This is a genomic window from Mesorhizobium sp. WSM4814, from assembly GCF_055811595.1.
Genome location: NZ_JBVVQT010000014.1, coordinates 91,340 through 108,411, shown reverse-complemented (window position 1 = coordinate 108,411; position 17,072 = coordinate 91,340). Strand labels below are relative to the sequence as shown.

General features: G+C 60.7%; 16 protein-coding genes and 1 tRNA gene. 13 read left to right on the top strand and 4 right to left on the bottom strand.

Annotation, left to right across the window (positions count from 1 at the left end; translation table 11 throughout):
• Positions 1-48 precede the first annotated feature (48 nt).
• From AC0L2V_RS20785 to AC0L2V_RS20750, 8 genes are all read left to right on the top strand, one after another.
• Positions 49-993 (top strand): sugar kinase, encoded by a 945-nt coding sequence (locus AC0L2V_RS20785; protein WP_473521046.1) that lies wholly within the window; start codon positions 49-51, stop codon positions 991-993.
• The gene (locus AC0L2V_RS20780; protein WP_473521045.1) at positions 990-2,276 is read left to right on the top strand and encodes a D-tagatose-bisphosphate aldolase, class II, non-catalytic subunit; all 1,287 of its coding nucleotides are present in this window, start codon (positions 990-992) and stop codon (positions 2,274-2,276) included. Before AC0L2V_RS20785 ends, AC0L2V_RS20780 begins: the two co-directional genes overlap by 4 nt.
• Positions 2,277-2,426: 150 nt before the next feature.
• A complete protein-coding gene (locus AC0L2V_RS20775; protein ID WP_473521044.1) occupies positions 2,427-3,311 on the top strand; it encodes a dihydrodipicolinate synthase family protein in 885 nt (294 codons plus the stop codon).
• Positions 3,312-3,334: 23 nt separating this feature from the next.
• Positions 3,335-3,994: a GntR family transcriptional regulator gene (locus tag AC0L2V_RS20770; RefSeq protein ID WP_473521043.1), complete on the top strand. Its 660-nt coding sequence runs from the start codon at positions 3,335-3,337 to the stop codon at positions 3,992-3,994.
• A gap of 63 nt (positions 3,995-4,057) precedes the next feature.
• Positions 4,058-5,395, top strand: a complete 1,338-nt coding sequence (locus AC0L2V_RS20765; protein ID WP_473521042.1) for an ABC transporter substrate-binding protein — start codon at positions 4,058-4,060, stop codon at positions 5,393-5,395.
• A complete protein-coding gene (locus AC0L2V_RS20760; protein WP_473521041.1) occupies positions 5,395-6,357 on the top strand; it encodes a carbohydrate ABC transporter permease in 963 nt (320 codons plus the stop codon). Before AC0L2V_RS20765 ends, AC0L2V_RS20760 begins: the two co-directional genes overlap by 1 nt.
• A complete protein-coding gene (locus tag AC0L2V_RS20755) occupies positions 6,358-7,179 on the top strand; it encodes a carbohydrate ABC transporter permease (protein WP_473521040.1) in 822 nt (273 codons plus the stop codon). It abuts the gene before it with no gap.
• A 44-nt stretch (positions 7,180-7,223) separates the two neighbouring features.
• Complete coding sequence (locus tag AC0L2V_RS20750) at positions 7,224-8,282, top strand: ABC transporter ATP-binding protein (protein ID WP_287235656.1); 1,059 nt, start codon at positions 7,224-7,226, stop codon at positions 8,280-8,282.
• A 146-nt stretch (positions 8,283-8,428) separates the two neighbouring features.
• On the opposite strand, the gene AC0L2V_RS20745 is transcribed toward AC0L2V_RS20750, so the two are convergent.
• Positions 8,429-9,523, bottom strand: a complete 1,095-nt coding sequence (locus AC0L2V_RS20745) for a helix-turn-helix transcriptional regulator (RefSeq protein WP_473521039.1) — start codon at positions 9,521-9,523, stop codon at positions 8,429-8,431.
• A 115-nt stretch (positions 9,524-9,638) separates the two neighbouring features.
• The gene (locus tag AC0L2V_RS20740; protein ID WP_473521038.1) at positions 9,639-11,279 is read right to left on the bottom strand and encodes an alpha/beta hydrolase; all 1,641 of its coding nucleotides are present in this window, start codon (positions 11,277-11,279) and stop codon (positions 9,639-9,641) included.
• 519 nt (positions 11,280-11,798) lie between these two features.
• On the opposite strand from AC0L2V_RS20740, the gene AC0L2V_RS20735 reads away from it, so the two are divergent.
• From AC0L2V_RS20735 to AC0L2V_RS20725, 3 genes are all read left to right on the top strand, one after another.
• Positions 11,799-12,938, top strand: coding sequence for a hypothetical protein (locus tag AC0L2V_RS20735; protein WP_473521037.1), 1,140 nt, complete (start codon positions 11,799-11,801; stop codon positions 12,936-12,938).
• Positions 12,939-13,059: 121 nt separating this feature from the next.
• A complete protein-coding gene (locus AC0L2V_RS20730) occupies positions 13,060-13,878 on the top strand; it encodes a sterol desaturase family protein (RefSeq protein ID WP_473521036.1) in 819 nt (272 codons plus the stop codon).
• Entirely contained in the window at positions 13,862-14,527 is a 666-nt protein-coding gene (locus AC0L2V_RS20725) for a methyltransferase family protein (protein WP_473521035.1), read from the top strand. Before AC0L2V_RS20730 ends, AC0L2V_RS20725 begins: the two co-directional genes overlap by 17 nt.
• Before the next feature lie 416 nt (positions 14,528-14,943).
• On the opposite strand, the gene AC0L2V_RS20720 is transcribed toward AC0L2V_RS20725, so the two are convergent.
• Positions 14,944-15,020 (bottom strand) — tRNA-Arg (locus AC0L2V_RS20720).
• Between the two features lie 150 nt (positions 15,021-15,170).
• Between AC0L2V_RS20720 and AC0L2V_RS20715 the strand changes: the two genes are divergently transcribed.
• On the top strand, positions 15,171-15,470 hold the full coding sequence (locus AC0L2V_RS20715; RefSeq protein ID WP_027153425.1) for a DUF768 domain-containing protein: 300 nt from the start codon (positions 15,171-15,173) through the stop codon (positions 15,468-15,470).
• A gap of 72 nt (positions 15,471-15,542) precedes the next feature.
• Positions 15,543-15,689, top strand: coding sequence for a glycine zipper domain-containing protein (locus tag AC0L2V_RS20710; protein ID WP_236368745.1), 147 nt, complete (start codon positions 15,543-15,545; stop codon positions 15,687-15,689).
• Between the two features lie 102 nt (positions 15,690-15,791).
• Here the strand turns inward: AC0L2V_RS20710 and AC0L2V_RS20705 are convergent, their stop codons facing one another.
• A complete protein-coding gene (locus AC0L2V_RS20705; protein ID WP_128176127.1) occupies positions 15,792-16,955 on the bottom strand; it encodes a M20 aminoacylase family protein in 1,164 nt (387 codons plus the stop codon).
• Positions 16,956-17,072 lie beyond the last annotated feature (117 nt).

The following is a 17,072-nucleotide window of genomic DNA, read 5'->3' as shown; positions in this document are numbered from 1 at the left end:
GCACAAGCCGTATTCACTTGCAGTGGGCGAATTCGAGGATTCCGCGAGATGAAGAAGCTGGTCAGTGCCGGCGAGATTCTGGTCGAGATCATGGCCGAGCGGATTGGTCAGAGCTTTCTCAAGCCTGGTCCGCTGCTTGGGCCCTACCCGTCAGGCGCGCCCGCGATCTTCATCGGCCAGGCGGCGGCGCTCGGCCAGCCGGCCGGTCTCATCGGCGCCGTCGGCGACGACGATTTCGGCAGGCTGAACATCGATCGGCTGCGGGCACTTGGCGCCGACGTGTCGGCGATCGCGGTTCACCCGGGTCATGCGACGGGCACGGCCTTCGTCACCTACCGGGCCGACGCCAGCCGGCATTTCGTCTTCAACATCCGCAACAGCGCCGCCGGCCTGATCGAGACAAACGCGGCGGCGACAAAGCTGCTCGCCGGTGCCGATCATGTCCATGTTATGGGCTCGTCGCTGATTTCCGACCGCGCTATCGTGGTGGCGCTATCGGCGATCGAGACGGTCAAGGCCAGAGGTGGAACCGTGTCCTTCGATCCGAACATCCGCCGCGAGATAATGCAGGCATCCGGCATACGCGAAGCACTCGACCAAGTGCTGGCGCGAACCGACATCTTCCTGCCGAGCGGCGAGGAGCTCTTCCTGTTTTCATCCGCCAGGGACGAGAAGGGCGCAGTCGACGAACTGCTGGCCCGCGGCCTGTCCTGCATCGTCCTGAAGAAGGGCGCCGCCGGCGCCGTCTATCATGATCATCACGGTGCGGTCGCCTCGTCCGGCTTTACCGTCGACGAGGTCGATCCGACCGGCGCGGGCGATTGCTTCGGTGCTGCTTTCGTCTCGTTCTGGCTGCGCGGGACGGCTCCTGCCGAAGCCCTGCGGATCGCCAATGCCTGCGGCGCGCTTGCCGTCACCCGCAAGGGGCCGATGGAAGGCATTTTCCCGCTTGAAGCGGTCGAGGCGTTCATTGCCACGGGGAACACGCAGTGAGTGACGCGACGCGAAGGTTTGCGAACATTGCGGCCCGACGCGCCGCAGGCGAGAGAAGCGGCATCGCCTCGGTCTGCTCGGCGCATCCGCTGGTCATCGAGGCTGCCCTACGCCATGGTGCGGCGCGGCGCGCGGATGTGCTGATCGAGGCCACCTGCAACCAGGTCAACCACGACGGCGGCTACACCGGGATGACACCTGCGGGGTTCCGCAGCTTCGTCGAGGCGCAAGCGCACAAAGTCGGCTTCCCCGTCGATCGCCTGATCCTCGGCGGCGATCATCTCGGGCCCAATCCGTGGAAGCACATGGCTGCGGCCGCTGCGATGAAGAAGGCTGCGGCGATGATCGATGCCTATGCGAGCGCCGGCTTCACCAAAATGCATCTGGATACGAGCATGGCCTGCGCCGACGATCCAGCCGTGCTTGCCGAGGAAACGATCGCCGCGCGCGCGGCTGAACTTGCTGAAATCGCCGAGGCGGCGGTCGAGCGGGCAGGCGGCGAAAAACCGGTCTACGTCATTGGCACCGAAGTGCCGGTGCCGGGCGGGGCGCTGGAGGCGCTGGACCACCTGCATGTGACGGCGCCCGGGGATGCCTTGCGCACCGTAGAAATCCACGCCCGAGCGTTTTCCCGCGTCGGCCTCGAAGCCGCTTTTGGCCGTGCGGTCGGTGTCGTCGTCCAGCCCGGCGTCGAGTTCGGCAACACCGAGATCGTGCCCTATGCACCGGCCAAGGCGACTGAACTGGTGGCTGTGCTCGACCGTATGCCGCAATTGGTTTTTGAGGCGCATTCGACCGACTACCAGCCGGCCGAAGCGCTCAATGCTCTCGTCCGCGACGGTTTTGCCATCCTCAAGGTCGGCCCCTGGCTGACCTTCGCGCTTCGCGAAGCGCTGTATGGGCTCAGCCATATCGCCGATATCCTGGCGCCGGACTTTTCGCGCGAAAGCCTGCCTGCCGCGATGGAACGCATCATGCTGGCGTCGCCGGACAATTGGCAGCAATACTATCCGGGCACGCCGGACGAGCAGCGCATGCAGCGGCATTTCTCGTTCAGCGACCGCATCCGCTATTATTGGCCGACGCCGGAGGCGCAGCGCGCAACACGGACGCTGCTGGACGTATTGGGCGAGAAGGATATACCCCGACCGCTGATCAGCCAGTATCTGGGGCAGCTCGACGCCGAGGTTGCCGCACGCCGGGTCAAGCCCCTCGCTCACGAGCTTCTGATCGGCAGCATCACCCGTGTCCTCGATATCTACGCGGACGCGACGGGACAGTAGGGATCGCGCTGCCGGAAAGACGGCAGCCGCCCAAATCCGCATCATATATTCGTCCGATGTCGACGCCGTTTCGAAAAGGTGGGCGCCGGAATTTACAACTAACATGTTAGTGTGTTAGTACTGATTGCACATCGACATCTGGAGAAAATAGTGGTCTCGCGCTTTGGTCTTTCGGTTGCTCTCGCCACGCCTTTCGATGCGTCCGGGCAAATCGCCATCCTTCCCATGGTCACGCAGGCCCGGGCTTGCCTTGGCGCCGGCTGCAGCAGCGCCACGCTCTTCGGCACCACCGGGGAAGGCGCTTCCGTGGGCACGGCAGAGCGGCGGATTGTTACCGAGGCCATGCTGGCCGCCGGCATTCCGGCACATCGGCTCGTTGCCGGCGTGCTGGTCGATGCGGCCGAAGACGCCGCCGAACAGGCGCGGCATGCCTTGCAGTGCGGCGTCCGCAACATCCTGCTGGCTCCGCCGAGCTACTTCAAGAATGTTGGCGAGGACGGGCTGTTCGGATGGTTTTCTGCCGTCTTCGCTGCGCTCGGGCCGCTGGCTCGCGGCATCCTCCTCTACAACATCCCCTCTGTCACCATGGTGCCGCTCCCGCTTGCCCTGATCGGTCGGCTGTGTGCGGCCTTCCCCGGCGTGATCGCCGGTGTCAAGGATTCGGGTGGCGACTGGAGTTACAGCGAGGCGCTGCTAAGAGCCCATGGCGACATGGTGATCCTGATCGGCGACGAGCGGCACCTGGCCAGAAGCGTGCGCCAGGGCGGGCAGGGCGCCATTTCCGGCATGGCCAATTTCGTCACCGGCGAAATCCGCGCCATGGCCGAGGATGGGCGCGACGATGCCCGTGTCGAGAGCTTCGTGCTCGAATTGCTTAGATATCCGGTCATCCCGGCGGTGAAGGTCATGGTGGCGCGCAAAACCGGCGACGAGCGCTGGCTGGCGGTCCGTCCGCCGCTGGAGCCCATCGGTTCGCAGGGGCGGCAACAGCTTGCTGCCGCCTATGACAGGCTGTTTGCGACAGAGCCGGCCTGACCGGCAAAGGGAAGCGCGCTGAAATGGACGACAGCAGCGAACCGGCAACCCTCAGGGAAAGAGCTTATGCCAGCTTCACGCGGCATTTGCTGGCCCGCGATCTCAAGCCGGGACAGTTCGTGTCGCAGCGCGAACTGGTTGCCTTTACCGGGCTGCCGCTTGGCGCCATCCGTGAGATCGTGCCGCGCCTCGAGGCCGAGGGGCTTTTGACGACCATCCCGCAGCGCGGCATGCAGATCGCCCATATCGACATCAACCTGATCCGCGAGGCCTTCCAGTTTCGCCTGTTCATGGAGCGCGAGGCGGTGGCGCTGTTCACCGTCAACGCCTCAGACGCCGTGCTCGCCGGCCTGCGGCGCGAACATGAGGACATGCTGGCTCAAGCCTTGTCGCAGGCGCCGACGCCGGAAATGGAAGCCAGGGCCCAGAACATCGATTGGGCCATGCACGACACCTTCATCGATGCGCTGGGCAACGAGATCATCGCCAAGGCGTATCTGGTCAATTCGGTAAAGATCAGGCTGATCCACCAGGAGCGTTTCCGCATCGATGGGCGCGTCGTGCCGGTGATGCAGGAGCACCTGACGGTGATCGAAGCGCTCGAGAGCCGCGATCCGCAAAAGGCGGTCGAGGCGATCAGCCGGCATATCGACAATGCGCGCCGGTTGGCGCTCCAGATCTGAGGACGTATGGTTCGCGGCTGCCGCGACACTATCCACAACGACAGCAACCCAAGGGAGGAAGAAATGTCGTCCAATCCGTTCAAGCCAACAAGAAGGCAAGTCCTTGCAGGAACCACGGCGCTCGCAGCCGCGGGCCTGGCCGGCCTTCGCCCGAGCTTTTCCGCCGGCGTCGACTGGAAGCGCTTTGCCGGCACCACGCTCGACGTCAATCTGGTGAAAAGCCCGCGCAGCGACACCATCCTGAAATACATCGCCGAATTCGAGGAACTGACCGGCATCAAGGTCAATGCCGAGGCGACGCCGGAACAGCAGCAGCGGCAGAAGACGGTGATCGAGCTGAGCTCCGGCAAGCCGAGCTTCGATGTCGTGCATCTGAGCTATCACGTGCAGAAGCGCCAGTTCGAAAAGGGTGGCTGGCTGGCCGACATCGCCGGCTATCTCGCCGATCCGACGCTGACCGATCCCGGCCTGGTCGAAAGCGATTTCGCCGAGGCCGGCATGCTTTTCGCCAAGGACAACCAGGGCGTGCTGCGTTCGCTGCCGTTCTCGGTGGACTACTGGATCGTCTACTGGAACAAGGAGCTGTTCGAGGCCAAGGGCGTAAAGTACCCTGAATCATTCGAGCAGCTGGTGGCCGCCGCCGAAGCGCTGACCGATCCATCGACCAACACGTTCGGCTTCGTCGCCCGCGGCCTCAAGAATGCCAACACGCCGGTGTGGACGTCGCTGATGCTCGGCTACGACATGACGCCGCTCGACGACAAGGGAAAGCTGCGCACCGAAACGCCCGAGGCGATTGAGGCCGCTGCCCTCTACCAGAGGCTGATGACCAAGTCCGCCCCTCCGGGCGTCACCGGCTTCAATTGGGCGGAAGCGCAGTCCGCCTTCCTGCAAGGCAAGATCGGCATGTGGTTCGATGGCGTCGGTTTTGCCCCGCCGATGGAAAATCCCGAAAAGTCGCGCGTGGTCGGCAAGGTCGGCTACGGCGTCATGCCCAAGGGGCCCAAGGCGCATGCCTCCGGGACGTTTGGCGACGGCCTCGGCGTGACCGCCTCCAGTGAAAAGAAGGAGGCCGCCTATCTGTTCTGTCAGTGGGCGGTTTCCCCGGCGATGGGCGCACGCCTGCTCCAGGCCGGCGCCGGCGTGCCGTTCCGCAAGTCGGTGCTGGAAGATCCCAAGGTGCGCGAAGGCGTCACCATGCCGGCAAGCTGGCTCGATGCAGTGGTTCAGTCCGGCAATATCAGCAGGCTGGCGCTGCCGGTGATCATCCCGGTCACCGAGTTCCGCGACATCTACGGCGTGGCGTTGACCAACATGATTGCCGGTGCCGATCCTGCCGAAGAACTGAAGAAGGCCACCGCGCAGTTCCAGCCGGTTCTAGACAGGAGCGAGCAGGGCTGATGTCCGCCATCGCCCCTGAACGCACCCGGGTGACGACAGGTCGCACCGAGGTGACGACTGAACAAGCCATCGAAGGGAGCCAGACGATCCGGCTGGCTCCCAACTACTGGCCCTTCGTCGTTCCGGCGCTCGTCGTCGTTAGCGCCGTGATCGTCTTTCCCTGGGCGTTCACGCTCTGGATGAGCGTCAACCGCTGGACGCTCGGCCAGTCGCGGAGCTTTGCCGGGATGGAAAACTATCTCCGTCTGGCCAGCGACCCGCGATTCTGGGAATCGCTTGTTCACACATTGACCTACACCTCGCTGTCGGTGGCAGCGCCGATGTTGTTGGGGACCGTCGCCGCCCTGATCTTCGACGCCAGGTTTCCGCTGCGCGGCCTGCTGCGCGGCGTCTTCGTCATGCCGATGATGGCAACGCCGGTTGCCGTGGCGCTGGTCTGGACCATGATGTTCCATCCCCAGCTCGGTGTGCTCAACTACCTTCTGTCGCTGGTCGGCATCCCGGCGCAGGAATGGATATTCAACGCCAACACGGTCATTCCTTCGCTGGTCGCGGTCGAGACCTGGCAGTGGACGCCGCTGGTGATGCTGATCGTGCTGGGCGGGCTGGCCTCGGTGCCGCGCGAGCCGTTCGAGAGCGCCGAGATCGACGGCGCCAATGCCTGGCAGCAATTCCGCTACCTCACCTTGCCGATGATTGCGCCGTTCCTGATGATTGCGTTGATCATCCGCACCATCGATGCGCTGAAGAGTTTTGACATCATCTATGCGATGACCCAGGGCGGACCGGGCACGGCGTCCGAAACCATCAACATCTATCTCTACAACACCGCCTTCTCCTATTACGACATCGGCTATGGCTCTGCCATGGCCGTGGTGTTCTTCATTGTCATCGTGGCGCTGTCCTTCATCCTCCTGATGCTGCGCCAGCGCTCGCAGTGGAACGACGCGGAGGGCAAATAGATGAGCTCACGATTGCTCAACCAGGTCGGCCTGTTTTTCGCGGCACTGGTCATCGTCTCGCCGGCGATTCTTTTCTTTCTCTGGATGATCTCGCTTTCGCTGAAATTCGAGATCGACAACGGCGCCTATCCGCCGATCCTGATCCCCGAACGCTTCGCCTGGTCGAACTATGTAAAAGTGTTCGAGGAGAACAATTTCCTGCTCTATCTCTGGAATTCGGTTCTGGTCACCGGCACGGCGACACTGCTGGCGCTGCTGATCGGCGTACCGGCCGGCTATGGCATAGCGCGGCTCAAGGCCGAAAAATCGGCGGTCGTCATCATGATCGCCCGCATGACGCCGGGGCTGTCCTATCTCATCCCGCTGTTTCTGCTGTTCCAATGGATCGGGATACTCGGCACGCTCTGGCCGCAGATCATCATCCACCTGGTGGTGACGGTGCCGATCGTGGTCTGGGTGATGATCGGCTATTTCGAGACCACGCCGATGGAACTGGAAGAGGCGGCCAACATCGACGGGGCCAGCTCCTGGCAGGTGTTCCGGCTGGTCGCCCTGCCCATCGCCAAGCCGGGCATCGTTGTCGCCTTCATCCTGTCGGTTATCTTTTCGTGGAACAATTTCGTCTTCGGCGTGGTGCTCGCCAGCCGCGAGACGCGGACGCTGCCGGTCGCCGTCTACAACATGCTTTCCTATGAGCAGGTGAGCTGGGGGCCGCTCGCCGCCGCCGCACTGGTGGTGACGCTGCCGGTGCTGGTGCTGACCATGTTCGCGCAAAAGCAGATCGTCGCCGGGCTGACCGCCGGCGCGGTCAAGGGCGGCTGAAGACGCATTCCAGCTCGACATCACTCTTCTCCCGGAGAAATCCAATGGCATCGGTAACCATCAACAACGTGCAGAAGGCTTTCGGAGCCACCAAGATCATTCACGACGTCAGCGTCGACATCGCCGACGGCGAGTTCGTCATCCTGGTCGGCCCGTCGGGATGCGGAAAGTCGACGCTGCTGCGCATGATCGCCGGACTTGAAACGATCTCGGGCGGGAAGATCACCATTGGCGAACGCATGGTCAACAATCTGCGGGCGCGGGACCGCAACATCGCCATGGTGTTCCAGAATTACGCGCTCTATCCGCATATGACCGTGGCCGACAACATGGGCTTTGCGCTCAAGATCAAGAAAGCCGATCCTGCCGATACCGCCGGCCGCGTCAGGAATGCCGCCAGCATCCTCGGCCTGGAAAAACTGCTTGAGCGCTACCCGCGTCAGCTCTCCGGCGGCCAGCGCCAGCGCGTCGCCATGGGCCGCGCCATCGTGCGCGACCCGCAGGTTTTCCTGTTCGACGAGCCGCTCTCCAATCTCGACGCCAAGCTGCGCGTCCAGATGCGCGGCGAGATCAAGGCGCTGCACCAGCGGCTCGGCACCACAACCATCTACGTCACGCATGACCAGATCGAAGCCATGACGATGGCCGACAAGATCGTCGTGCTGCATGACGGCCTGGTCGAGCAGATCGGCGCGCCGCTCGACCTCTACGACCAGCCGGCCAACCTCTTCGTTGCCGGCTTTATCGGCTCGCCCGCCATGAATTTTATTGCCGGCCGCATCGAGGAAGGCGTGTTCCGCAGCGCTGGTGGGCTGATCCTGCCGCTGCCGGAAGGCGCCCGTCCGACCGACGCTGCAGGACGCGAACTTGTCTACGGCATCCGTCCCGAGCACATCCGCGCAACTGCCCAGGGCATGCCGGGCACGGTCACGCTTCTGGAAGCCACGGGTTCGGAAATCTTCGCCAAGGTCGACTGCGCCGGCGAGGAAATTGCCTGCCTGTTCCGCGAGCGGCTGCCGCTCAAGCAGGGCGCGGCGATAGGGATCGAAGTCGATCGCGCCTGCGCCCACCTGTTCGACGCGAAAACAGGTCGACGTATGTGATGGCGTGGCCTGCGCGGCGGGTGCGCCGACGCCAAGACGATATTCACGCAAAAGCGCCGTAGTACCAATTGCGGCGCCTGTCGCCAAACGCGTTTCCACCGACAATAACGTGCCCGATGGCACCGGACAGAACGGTGTTGCGCGAACTATCGGCCGCTCGAGAGCCTTGTGAGAAGCGCGACCAGCTCCGACTGCCGATGCGTCTGCGTCTTCGCGAAGACCGATTTCAGCTGGTTGCGCCCGGTCTCATAGGAAACGCCAAGTTCGTCGGCTGCCGCTTCAACGCCGTGTCCCGAGCAAATCTTTCTCGCCAGCCTCGCTTCGGACGCTGTCAGCCTGAAGCAGGACTGCAGCACGGCTTCGGCAGGAGGAGGTCTCGCGTCAGGATCAATGAGGATGACGATTGCCTGGCACGGCGCCAGCGCGTTGTAGGAGACTGTCGGCAGTCGCAACGGATAGGCAAGGAGCGGCCGCCCTTGCAGTCTGGGCAGTGGCACGGGTGGCATCGATGCGGCCGTGTCCGGCGAACACAGCAGCGCTTTCAGCGATCGGTCGAGAGCATCGGTCGCGGTTCGGTCAAAGGAGACCAAACGTCGGCGCGTAATCTGCAGACCCCGCCCCAGAAGCCTTTCCGCCGGAGCGTTGGACCGGAGGACATTGCCGCTCCTGTCCAACATGACCGCAGGCGTTTCGGTGGCGCTAAACGCATCCAGTGCCGCTTCGGCCCTCCCGAAACCTATTGCCCGCGCAACTGCGGCCACAGAGCCCAGCTGTTTCGAAAGGTCCGCCAGCTGTCTCATCTCGTCTGGCGTGAACGGACCCTGCTGGATCGACCGTTGCAGCGACAGCGCCCAGAAGTCGTCTCCGGCGGCGATCTTGACGGCCGCGCACCATCGCAGGCCGAAAGATGCGAGGAATTCCTGGTAGTATGGATGCTTGGCGATATCGTCTGACGTCAGGAGGTCGAACTCCGAGGTGACCCCTTTCCGATCGAGGAAGTTGATGAGGCGATACCGCTCGTCCCGGTTTATCCAGCCGTCGCGGACGTAGGATTCGAGAGCAGGGGCCATGGTGCGGCTGCAAGGCACGAGTGGCAGATGCCCTTTTATGTCGAAGAGCAGCGCTCCGGCGCTCCCGGTGGCCTTTTCTGCCACCTCCATCGCGGAATCCCAGCGTGATGGATCGAGGGCTGCCTCGACAAAGGCAACACCAATCGCGTCAAAATCGAAAGCAGCGCCCACCGCCAGCCCCTTGGTAGGCACCTATCTAAACATACCGAATCTTGGATAGCGAGTCGGACCGTCTCGGGGCCGCCCGCGATCGTGATGCAGCTTGCCGGCGCTTGCCGCCAGGGAATTAGTGTTTTTTGGGCGATGTTGAAGAGCGATGCCTGAACCGGAACGGCGACCTCATCTGCTTTGGCGACCTTATCGCCGCAGCCCGCTGCATTTCTGGCCCTCGCCACTGCTCCTCCGCCGCCGCGGTGAACTGCGGGGCCTGCATCCGTCCAATGCACCCAGTCTTCAGCTTGTGTCTGGGGTTGGCCAGGAAATCGGCGACAACCTCAGATCCGCAAGGGTCGGAATCGATCACATCGTGCCCAATCCCGCGAAGCACGACGACCTGCCCAAAAGGAAGGCTTTTGGCCGCACGATATGCCCAGTGAGTTGGTGTTGCCGGATCATACTCTCCCGACAACAGCAGGGTCGGGATATCCAGGCGGCGGGGATGCTTTTGCGAAACCGTCATTCCCCGGGGAAACCAAAGCGGGCAAACCCAGGTATAGTCGGCCTCTCCGATCCACTTCGTCCAGTATTCGAGGCGCTTGTCAGGCAGCTCGGATCTGTTGGTCTCGGAGCAAGTGACCGAAAAATCCATACCCTGGGCAATCTCGGTAGCGTCACCTTCAAAGATCATATCCGCAAGCGGTCTGAAATCGTTTTCGTATGTTTTCTCGACGAGCTTTGGAATATCTTCGATAGCGTAACGATCATATAGCAACCCGAATACAAGTTCGAGAAAATCCGCTCCGGAGACATATCTGTACTGAGCGGGAGCGTTTTCTCCGTCATCGCTCCGCAAAAGCACCGGCTGTTTGTCCAATTGCTTTACGATCGCTCGCACCGCGTCTCCCAGTTCGCGCATGCAATTTTTTGATTTTTGGCAATCTCGTTCCAGCAGTCGCAAAGAACGATCCAGATTTTTTCCGTCTTCCTTGAGGTAGTCGATATCAAGGGGAAGAACGGAATCCAGAATGCTCGCCGAGATGCCCTCTGGATGCTCGTTCATCACTTCCAAGGCAACTCTTGTGCCGTAAGAGACGCCGTAGAGTACCCACTTCTTTATGCCAAGAGCCTTCCGAACGTCGTTGATATCTGCTGCATTTTCGGTGGTGTTGTAGGCGGAAAGATCAATGCCCTTTGCTATCAGCGCGCTTCGGCACGCGGCCACCTCATCTCTCATGAGCTTGTCAAAGCTGATTTCAGCATCGACGCTTAACGAAATGGAGTTCCAATGATCGGCCTTGAAGTATCGCGAACAGCTCAGCCTGGGAATTGACTTTCCTATCCCTCGTTGGTCGACCACGACCACTCGGCGCCCGATCATCCAATTTTGATCACTTATGAACTGCCACCATGCCTCGATGTCTTCCCTGTCGCCAATATCGGTGGGCTGGCCCGGCCCGCCCGTGAGAAACACAATGGGCTCATGCCGCTCGCGGTCGGGTTCGAAGACCACCACCGATAGAGTGATTTCAGTCCCAGAAGCTTTTTTGCGGTTTTCAGGGACACTGAGAGTCCCGCACGTCATTCCACGGTCGCGCGGAACCTCGAACCAGCAATTCGTTTTCTTGAACTCTCCTGCCTTGAGCTCTCTGGCATGGATATCCCCGCTCCACGCGCAAAAGAGAAGTACAGCTGACGCGAGCTTAAGGAGTACTCGATCCAGATTGATGAACATACGTCGAAAAGAGGCGCGCATGTTGCCCTCCAGCATGAAGCAAGGCCTGAGGCATTCGCTCGCCACCACTGAGCTTTGACATCAGCGCGGTCGTAGGAATGATCGTAGTTTCCCCCTGCCCCACCAATTGCCAAGTGCGATTTTGCTCGCAGCAAGCTACCCCTCATCGATAATAGAGTGGTTCCATGGGCCGCGCATGACCCATTTGGGTATAGGATCATGGCGACCGTGGCGTCAGGGCAGTTGTCACCGTTGCAGTACCCCTGAGCCTGTGGAGCGCGCCGACTTACTCCGTCGGGCCGCGGCAGCAATCCAGTTCTATCGTGATGAGATCGCCGTCGCGTTCGGGCTGGCGTCATGCCGACGAGATCGTCGGCATGCGCGCGATTGCCGAATCCCACAATGCGCTTTGCCTGGAACGCTATCGCGACGGGCGTAAGAAGAAGATATGCCGCAGCGATGGAACGACCAACAATTATCGTGATCACAACCGTTTCACGTTAACCGTTAGGAAACGACGGGCTTGTTAAATGAGTTTCCCCACGGGGCATAAATATGGCACTTCACCTTTCGGCGGATGCAGTTCCTGTGGCGGCGGCCCCACAGAAGTATCTTTTTGGTCCGGTCGCTGACTTTCTCATGCTTGGCGGGAGCGCGTTGCTCATCCTTCCGGTCTTGTTTTTTGTCCCTCTTAAGTACGAAGGTTTCGTGGGCGCAACGATGTTGTTGCTGGCTCATCTGATAAACCATCCGCACTTTGCCCACTCGTATCAACTTTTCTATCGCAATTTCGGGCGGAAGGTGCGCGGAGACGGATATGACAAGAACCTTCAGGTCCGTTACATCTTCGCGGGCATTGTCGTCCCGCTGATCATGGGCGGTTTTTTTGCTTACGGTTCAATAGCGGGGAATGCGCGCCTGCTGGGGTATGCTGGCAATGCGATGGCCTTTTTTGTGGGCTGGCACTATGTCAAGCAAGGCTACGGCATGCTGATGGTGGACGCCGTATTGAAGCGCAGGTTCTTCAACGAGCAAGACAAGAAAGTGCTGCTGTTCAACGGCTATGCCGTATGGCTGTTCGCCTGGCTTCAGACAAACGCGGTGATCACCGAAAGGCAATTCTGGGGCTTGGACTACTACACATTTGCCGCCCCCTCATGGGTCACCAATATTGCCGTATTTGCCGCCGCTGCTTCCACGGCAGCCACGGTCGTGATGCTGATCAATCGCTGGCGCAAGCATGGTGGCATGCTACCGTACAACGGCGTCGTCGCTTACGTCGTGTCCCTATACGCCTGGATTCTATTTGTGAGGATAAACCCGCTCTGGCTGCTTGTGGTGCCGGCGCTCCATTCGTTGCAGTACCTGGCGGTGGTCTGGCGTTATCAGACCAATGTAGAGCTCGACCGTTCAGATGCTGTTATAGAACCCGAATTCAAGGTCCTGTCCATTATTGGCCCGATGTATAGGTTGCGAGTGCTGGGCTTTATCATCATTGGCAGTATTCTCGGGATTCTCGGTTTCTGGCTGGTCCCGATCGCGTTGTCTGCTTTGATTCCTTATAATAAAGAGGTGCTCGGCTCGTCGCTGTTCCTCTTCATAGCGTGGATATTCATCAACGTGCACCACTACTTTCTGGATAACGTTATGTGGCGACGAGGCAATCCAGAGGTATCAAAATATCTGTTCCGCTAGTCACTTGCCGCGGCAATCTTGTGATGGCCACAGATAGCCGGCCGGACCGCTCGCCACGCGGAGGCCAGCGTCGGAAAACGGTTCGGCCATACCTGCGTCAGCCGCTTGGTGGGCTTCAATAATGTTTGAAATAATCGATCTGAAAGCGATTCTGATCGTTTTTATGATCTTCGTTCCGCTGGAGCATCTGGTGCCGCTGCATGAGGGGCGACGGTACCTGCGACGGGCGTTCGTAACCGACCTCCTTCACCTGCTGGTGACCGGACTGCTGTTCAAGATCGGATTTCTGATCTTTGTCGGCGCCTGTATAATGGCCATCAATTCAGCCGTTCCGAGTATCATCGGCGAAACGGTGCGGGCGCAGCCCATATGGCTCCAGACGATCGAGGTGATCGTTATCTCGGACGTTGGTTTCTACGTCGCCCACAGGACGCTCCACTCTGTGCCGTTCCTTTGGCGTTTTCACGCGATCCACCACAGCATCGGAGAACTGGACGCCCTGGCTGCCCACCGTGTTCATCCCCTCGACCAACTCTTCGTCAAGGCGACGTCGCTCCTACCGATCTACGCCCTCGGCTTTTCGGTCTGGCCAATCATCATCGCTGGGCTGATCTACCAATGGCAGGCGCTACTAATTCACTCGAACATCAGGATCGGGCTTGGGCCGTTCAAGTGGGTGGTCGCCTCACCGCTCTTTCATCATTGGCACCATGCTAACGAGCCAGCGGCCATCGACAAGAACTTCGCCGGCCAGCTTTCTATCATCGATGCGATATTCGGCACGATGTACATGCCCAAAGCGATGCCGACGAAATACGGGACCGACGAGCCGGTGCCAGATGCCTATTTGGGACAACTCGCCTATCCGTTCACCACGCCTAAAAGGCCCATCGCATCAGACTTGCAAATGGCGGAGCTGAATCATGACCAGTCGAATTGAAGACTTCGCCGGCCAGGCCGCGATCCTGGCTATTTTCTCGGCGCTGGTAGTGCTGGAAACAGGTACAATTGGCGGCATATTCAATGCGCGCGAGAGTCTCGAAGGATGGTCGCTAGTATTGATCTCTCGGATCGCTGCCTTGATCTTCATGGCTATGTCGCTCTTTTTCACGCTGGTGAGGCTGCCGGCCAAGGCCAGCGCGTCGGGCCTTGCACCGCGCATAGTCTCGATCGCGGGAACCTTTGTGATGTTCTTGCTGGTCGTACTCCCGGTCGGAACCGTTCCAACAGAAGTTCGACTGTTTGGAACCGCGATGATCGTGGTGGGCACGATCCTTTCAGCCTACTGCCTGCTTTGGCTTGGACGGTCATTTTCTATAATGGCGACAGCTCGAAAGCTCGTGATCGCCGGCCCCTATAGCATCGTCAGACACCCGCTTTATGTTGCGGAGGCGATCACAATCAGCGGTGTTATCATCGCCAACTGGTCGATCTCGTCGGTTGCGGTCGGTGCGTGCTGGTTTATGCTTCAGTTCCGGCGGGCAGTGAACGAAGAGCGCGTGCTGCGCGCCGCGTTCCCCGAATACCAGGAATACGAACGGCGAGTGCCAATGCTGCTACCATTTCGAGTGGTCAAGGGAGCCCGCTGATCGTTTCCGGCGCCACCTGGTTAGGATCGAGATAGAGTATCTTGTCGGGCAACGGCGTCAGACCATATTGCCGTGCGGAATTTCCCGTTGTGGCGCTTCTTTCGACGCTCGCCTGAGGACATGAGCTACAAGGCGTTCCCTTCTAGTTCTTCTGACGAATTGAAGCGCTGCGACCGGAACGGAAACAGGCGTGATGACGTAGCGTGTCTCGAAGCAGGGCGTGGTCCAGGAGCCAGGGGTTTGGCAAACTATTTGGTCTCGTCATCTGCTGAGTGCACTGCACGTTGTGTATGAAAACGGTGTCTGGCTGGCACCAAGCGCACACAAAGCGCGCTACGACCACAACGTGTACAAAGTTCGCCATACAAAATCGCAGAAAAAAGTACGGCGATGGCTCCCTAAGTAATTGAAAACTATGGTGATCCCGACAGGAATCGAACCTGTGACCTACAGATTAGGAATCTGCCGCTCTATCCTACTGAGCTACGGGACCACGCGGCCCGACACATAGCCGCTTCGGACCGTTTCGCCAAGAGGCAAGCTTGACGCAATCGGCCGGTCACGAGTGGACCGCAAAGATGAGCCGGAAATAGCGGAACTTCGGACCACCGCCGCGCTTTAGTGTGCCGAAGGAGAGACCCGCATGAGTGCCACGAAAGAGTTCTTCGAAACCTGGCTCCAGGAGAACGTCGGTAACCTGCCCGCGGAAAGCGAAGTGAGCGTGGCCGTCCTGGTTCAGCAATTCGAGCAGGATGCCGATGCGGCCGGCTATGGTCACGAGGTGCGCCAAGACGAGATCGGCGACATCGAAGAGGCCATTGAGAAAGCTCTGAACAGGGCCCGGACAGGCGAACAGCCGCAGGCTGACGATCCGGCCGAAGAGAGTGATCTGGCGCCCGTCATGGAGGCGCTGGAGGTCGACGACCCGAAGAGCGGGCCGTAGCGATCCCAGACAACATCGGATGGCAGCCTACCAGCGGTTGCAGCTCTCCCCTTCCACCCTAGATGACCCGGCATGATGGATGCCAAACACATCACACTCGGCGTTGTGATCGGCGTGGCTATCGGCGTCGCGTCGGACAATATTATTGCGGGTATCGGAATCGGTATCGCCCTGGGCATTGCCTTGGGTCTTGCGCGGAGGCGGTCCGGTCGGAAGTGACGATCGGAGCATCGCCACGTCCCGCGCCCGACCGCCTTGCAGCCATCCCAAATCGCGGCGCACCCCTCGGATCAAGCCGCAGGGCGGTTTATGGCCGATGCATCAAGCGGCCAGCGCCGTCTCCGCGAGCTTCACCCAATAGCTCATGCCGTGCGGGATGACCTCGTCGTTGAAGTCGTAGGCAGGGTTGTGGAGACCGGCGGTGTCGCCATTGCCGATGAAGATGAAGGCGCCCGGTCGCGCTTCCAGCATGTAGGAGAAATCCTCGCCGCCCATCACCGGCTGGATGGCGCGTTGCACCTGTGCCTCGCCGGCGATTTCAGCGGCGACATCGCTGGCAAAGACCGTCTCCTCCGGATGGTTGAAGGTGACGGGATAATTGGCTTTGTAATCGACCTCGATCGTTGCGCCGAAGGCCGCGCCCACGCCCTCGCAGATGGCGCGCACACGCTGCTCAGCCTTCCTGGCGACCTCCTTCTTCAGCGTGCGCACGGTGCCTGCGATCTCGGCGCTCTCGGGAATGACATTGTAGGCGTCGCCGGCGTGGAATTTCGTCACCGACACCACGACAGCCTCGACCGGATCGGTGCTGCGCGAGGCGATCGTCTGCAGAGCACCGACGAGCTGGCTGGTGATGACGATCGGGTCGATCGTGCCGTGCGGCATCGCCGCATGCCCGCCCTTGCCCTTGACGGTGATGGTGAATTCGGCTGTCGCCGCCATGATCGGGCCAGGCTTGATGGCGAATTGTCCGACCGGCAGGCCCGGCATGTTGTGCATGCCGAACACCTTGGAGATGCCGAAGCGCTCCATCATGCCGTCCTTGACCATCTCGTTGCCGCCGCCGCCGCCTTCTTCGGCCGGCTGGAAGATCACTGCGACGGAGCCGGCGAAATTGCGCGTCTCGGCAAGATATTTGGCGGCACCAAGCAGCATCGCGGTGTGGCCGTCATGGCCGCAGGCGTGCATCTTGCCCGGAATGGTCGAGGCGTAGGGTTTGCCGGTGATCTCGTTGAGCGGCAGCGCATCCATGTCGGCGCGCAGGCCGATGCTCGTGCCTTCGCCCAGGCGGCCGCGGATGATGCCGACGACACCGGTCTTGCCGAGCCCGGTCACCACGTCGTCGCAACCGAAGGCCTGCAGCTTCTCGGTGACGAAGGCGGCGGTCTCGAAGACGTCGAAATTCAGCTCTGGCGTCTGGTGCAGATGGCGGCGCCAGCCGGCGACCTCGTCTTGCATTTCGGCGGCGCGGTTCAGGATCGGCATGATGTTCCATCTCGCTGTTGGAGCAGACGGATTCAGCCTGCTGCTTTGCAATTGTGCCTGCTGTATTAGAATTGTCATTCAGGCACTTTGCCATCTTGACGTCACATAGGCTAAATA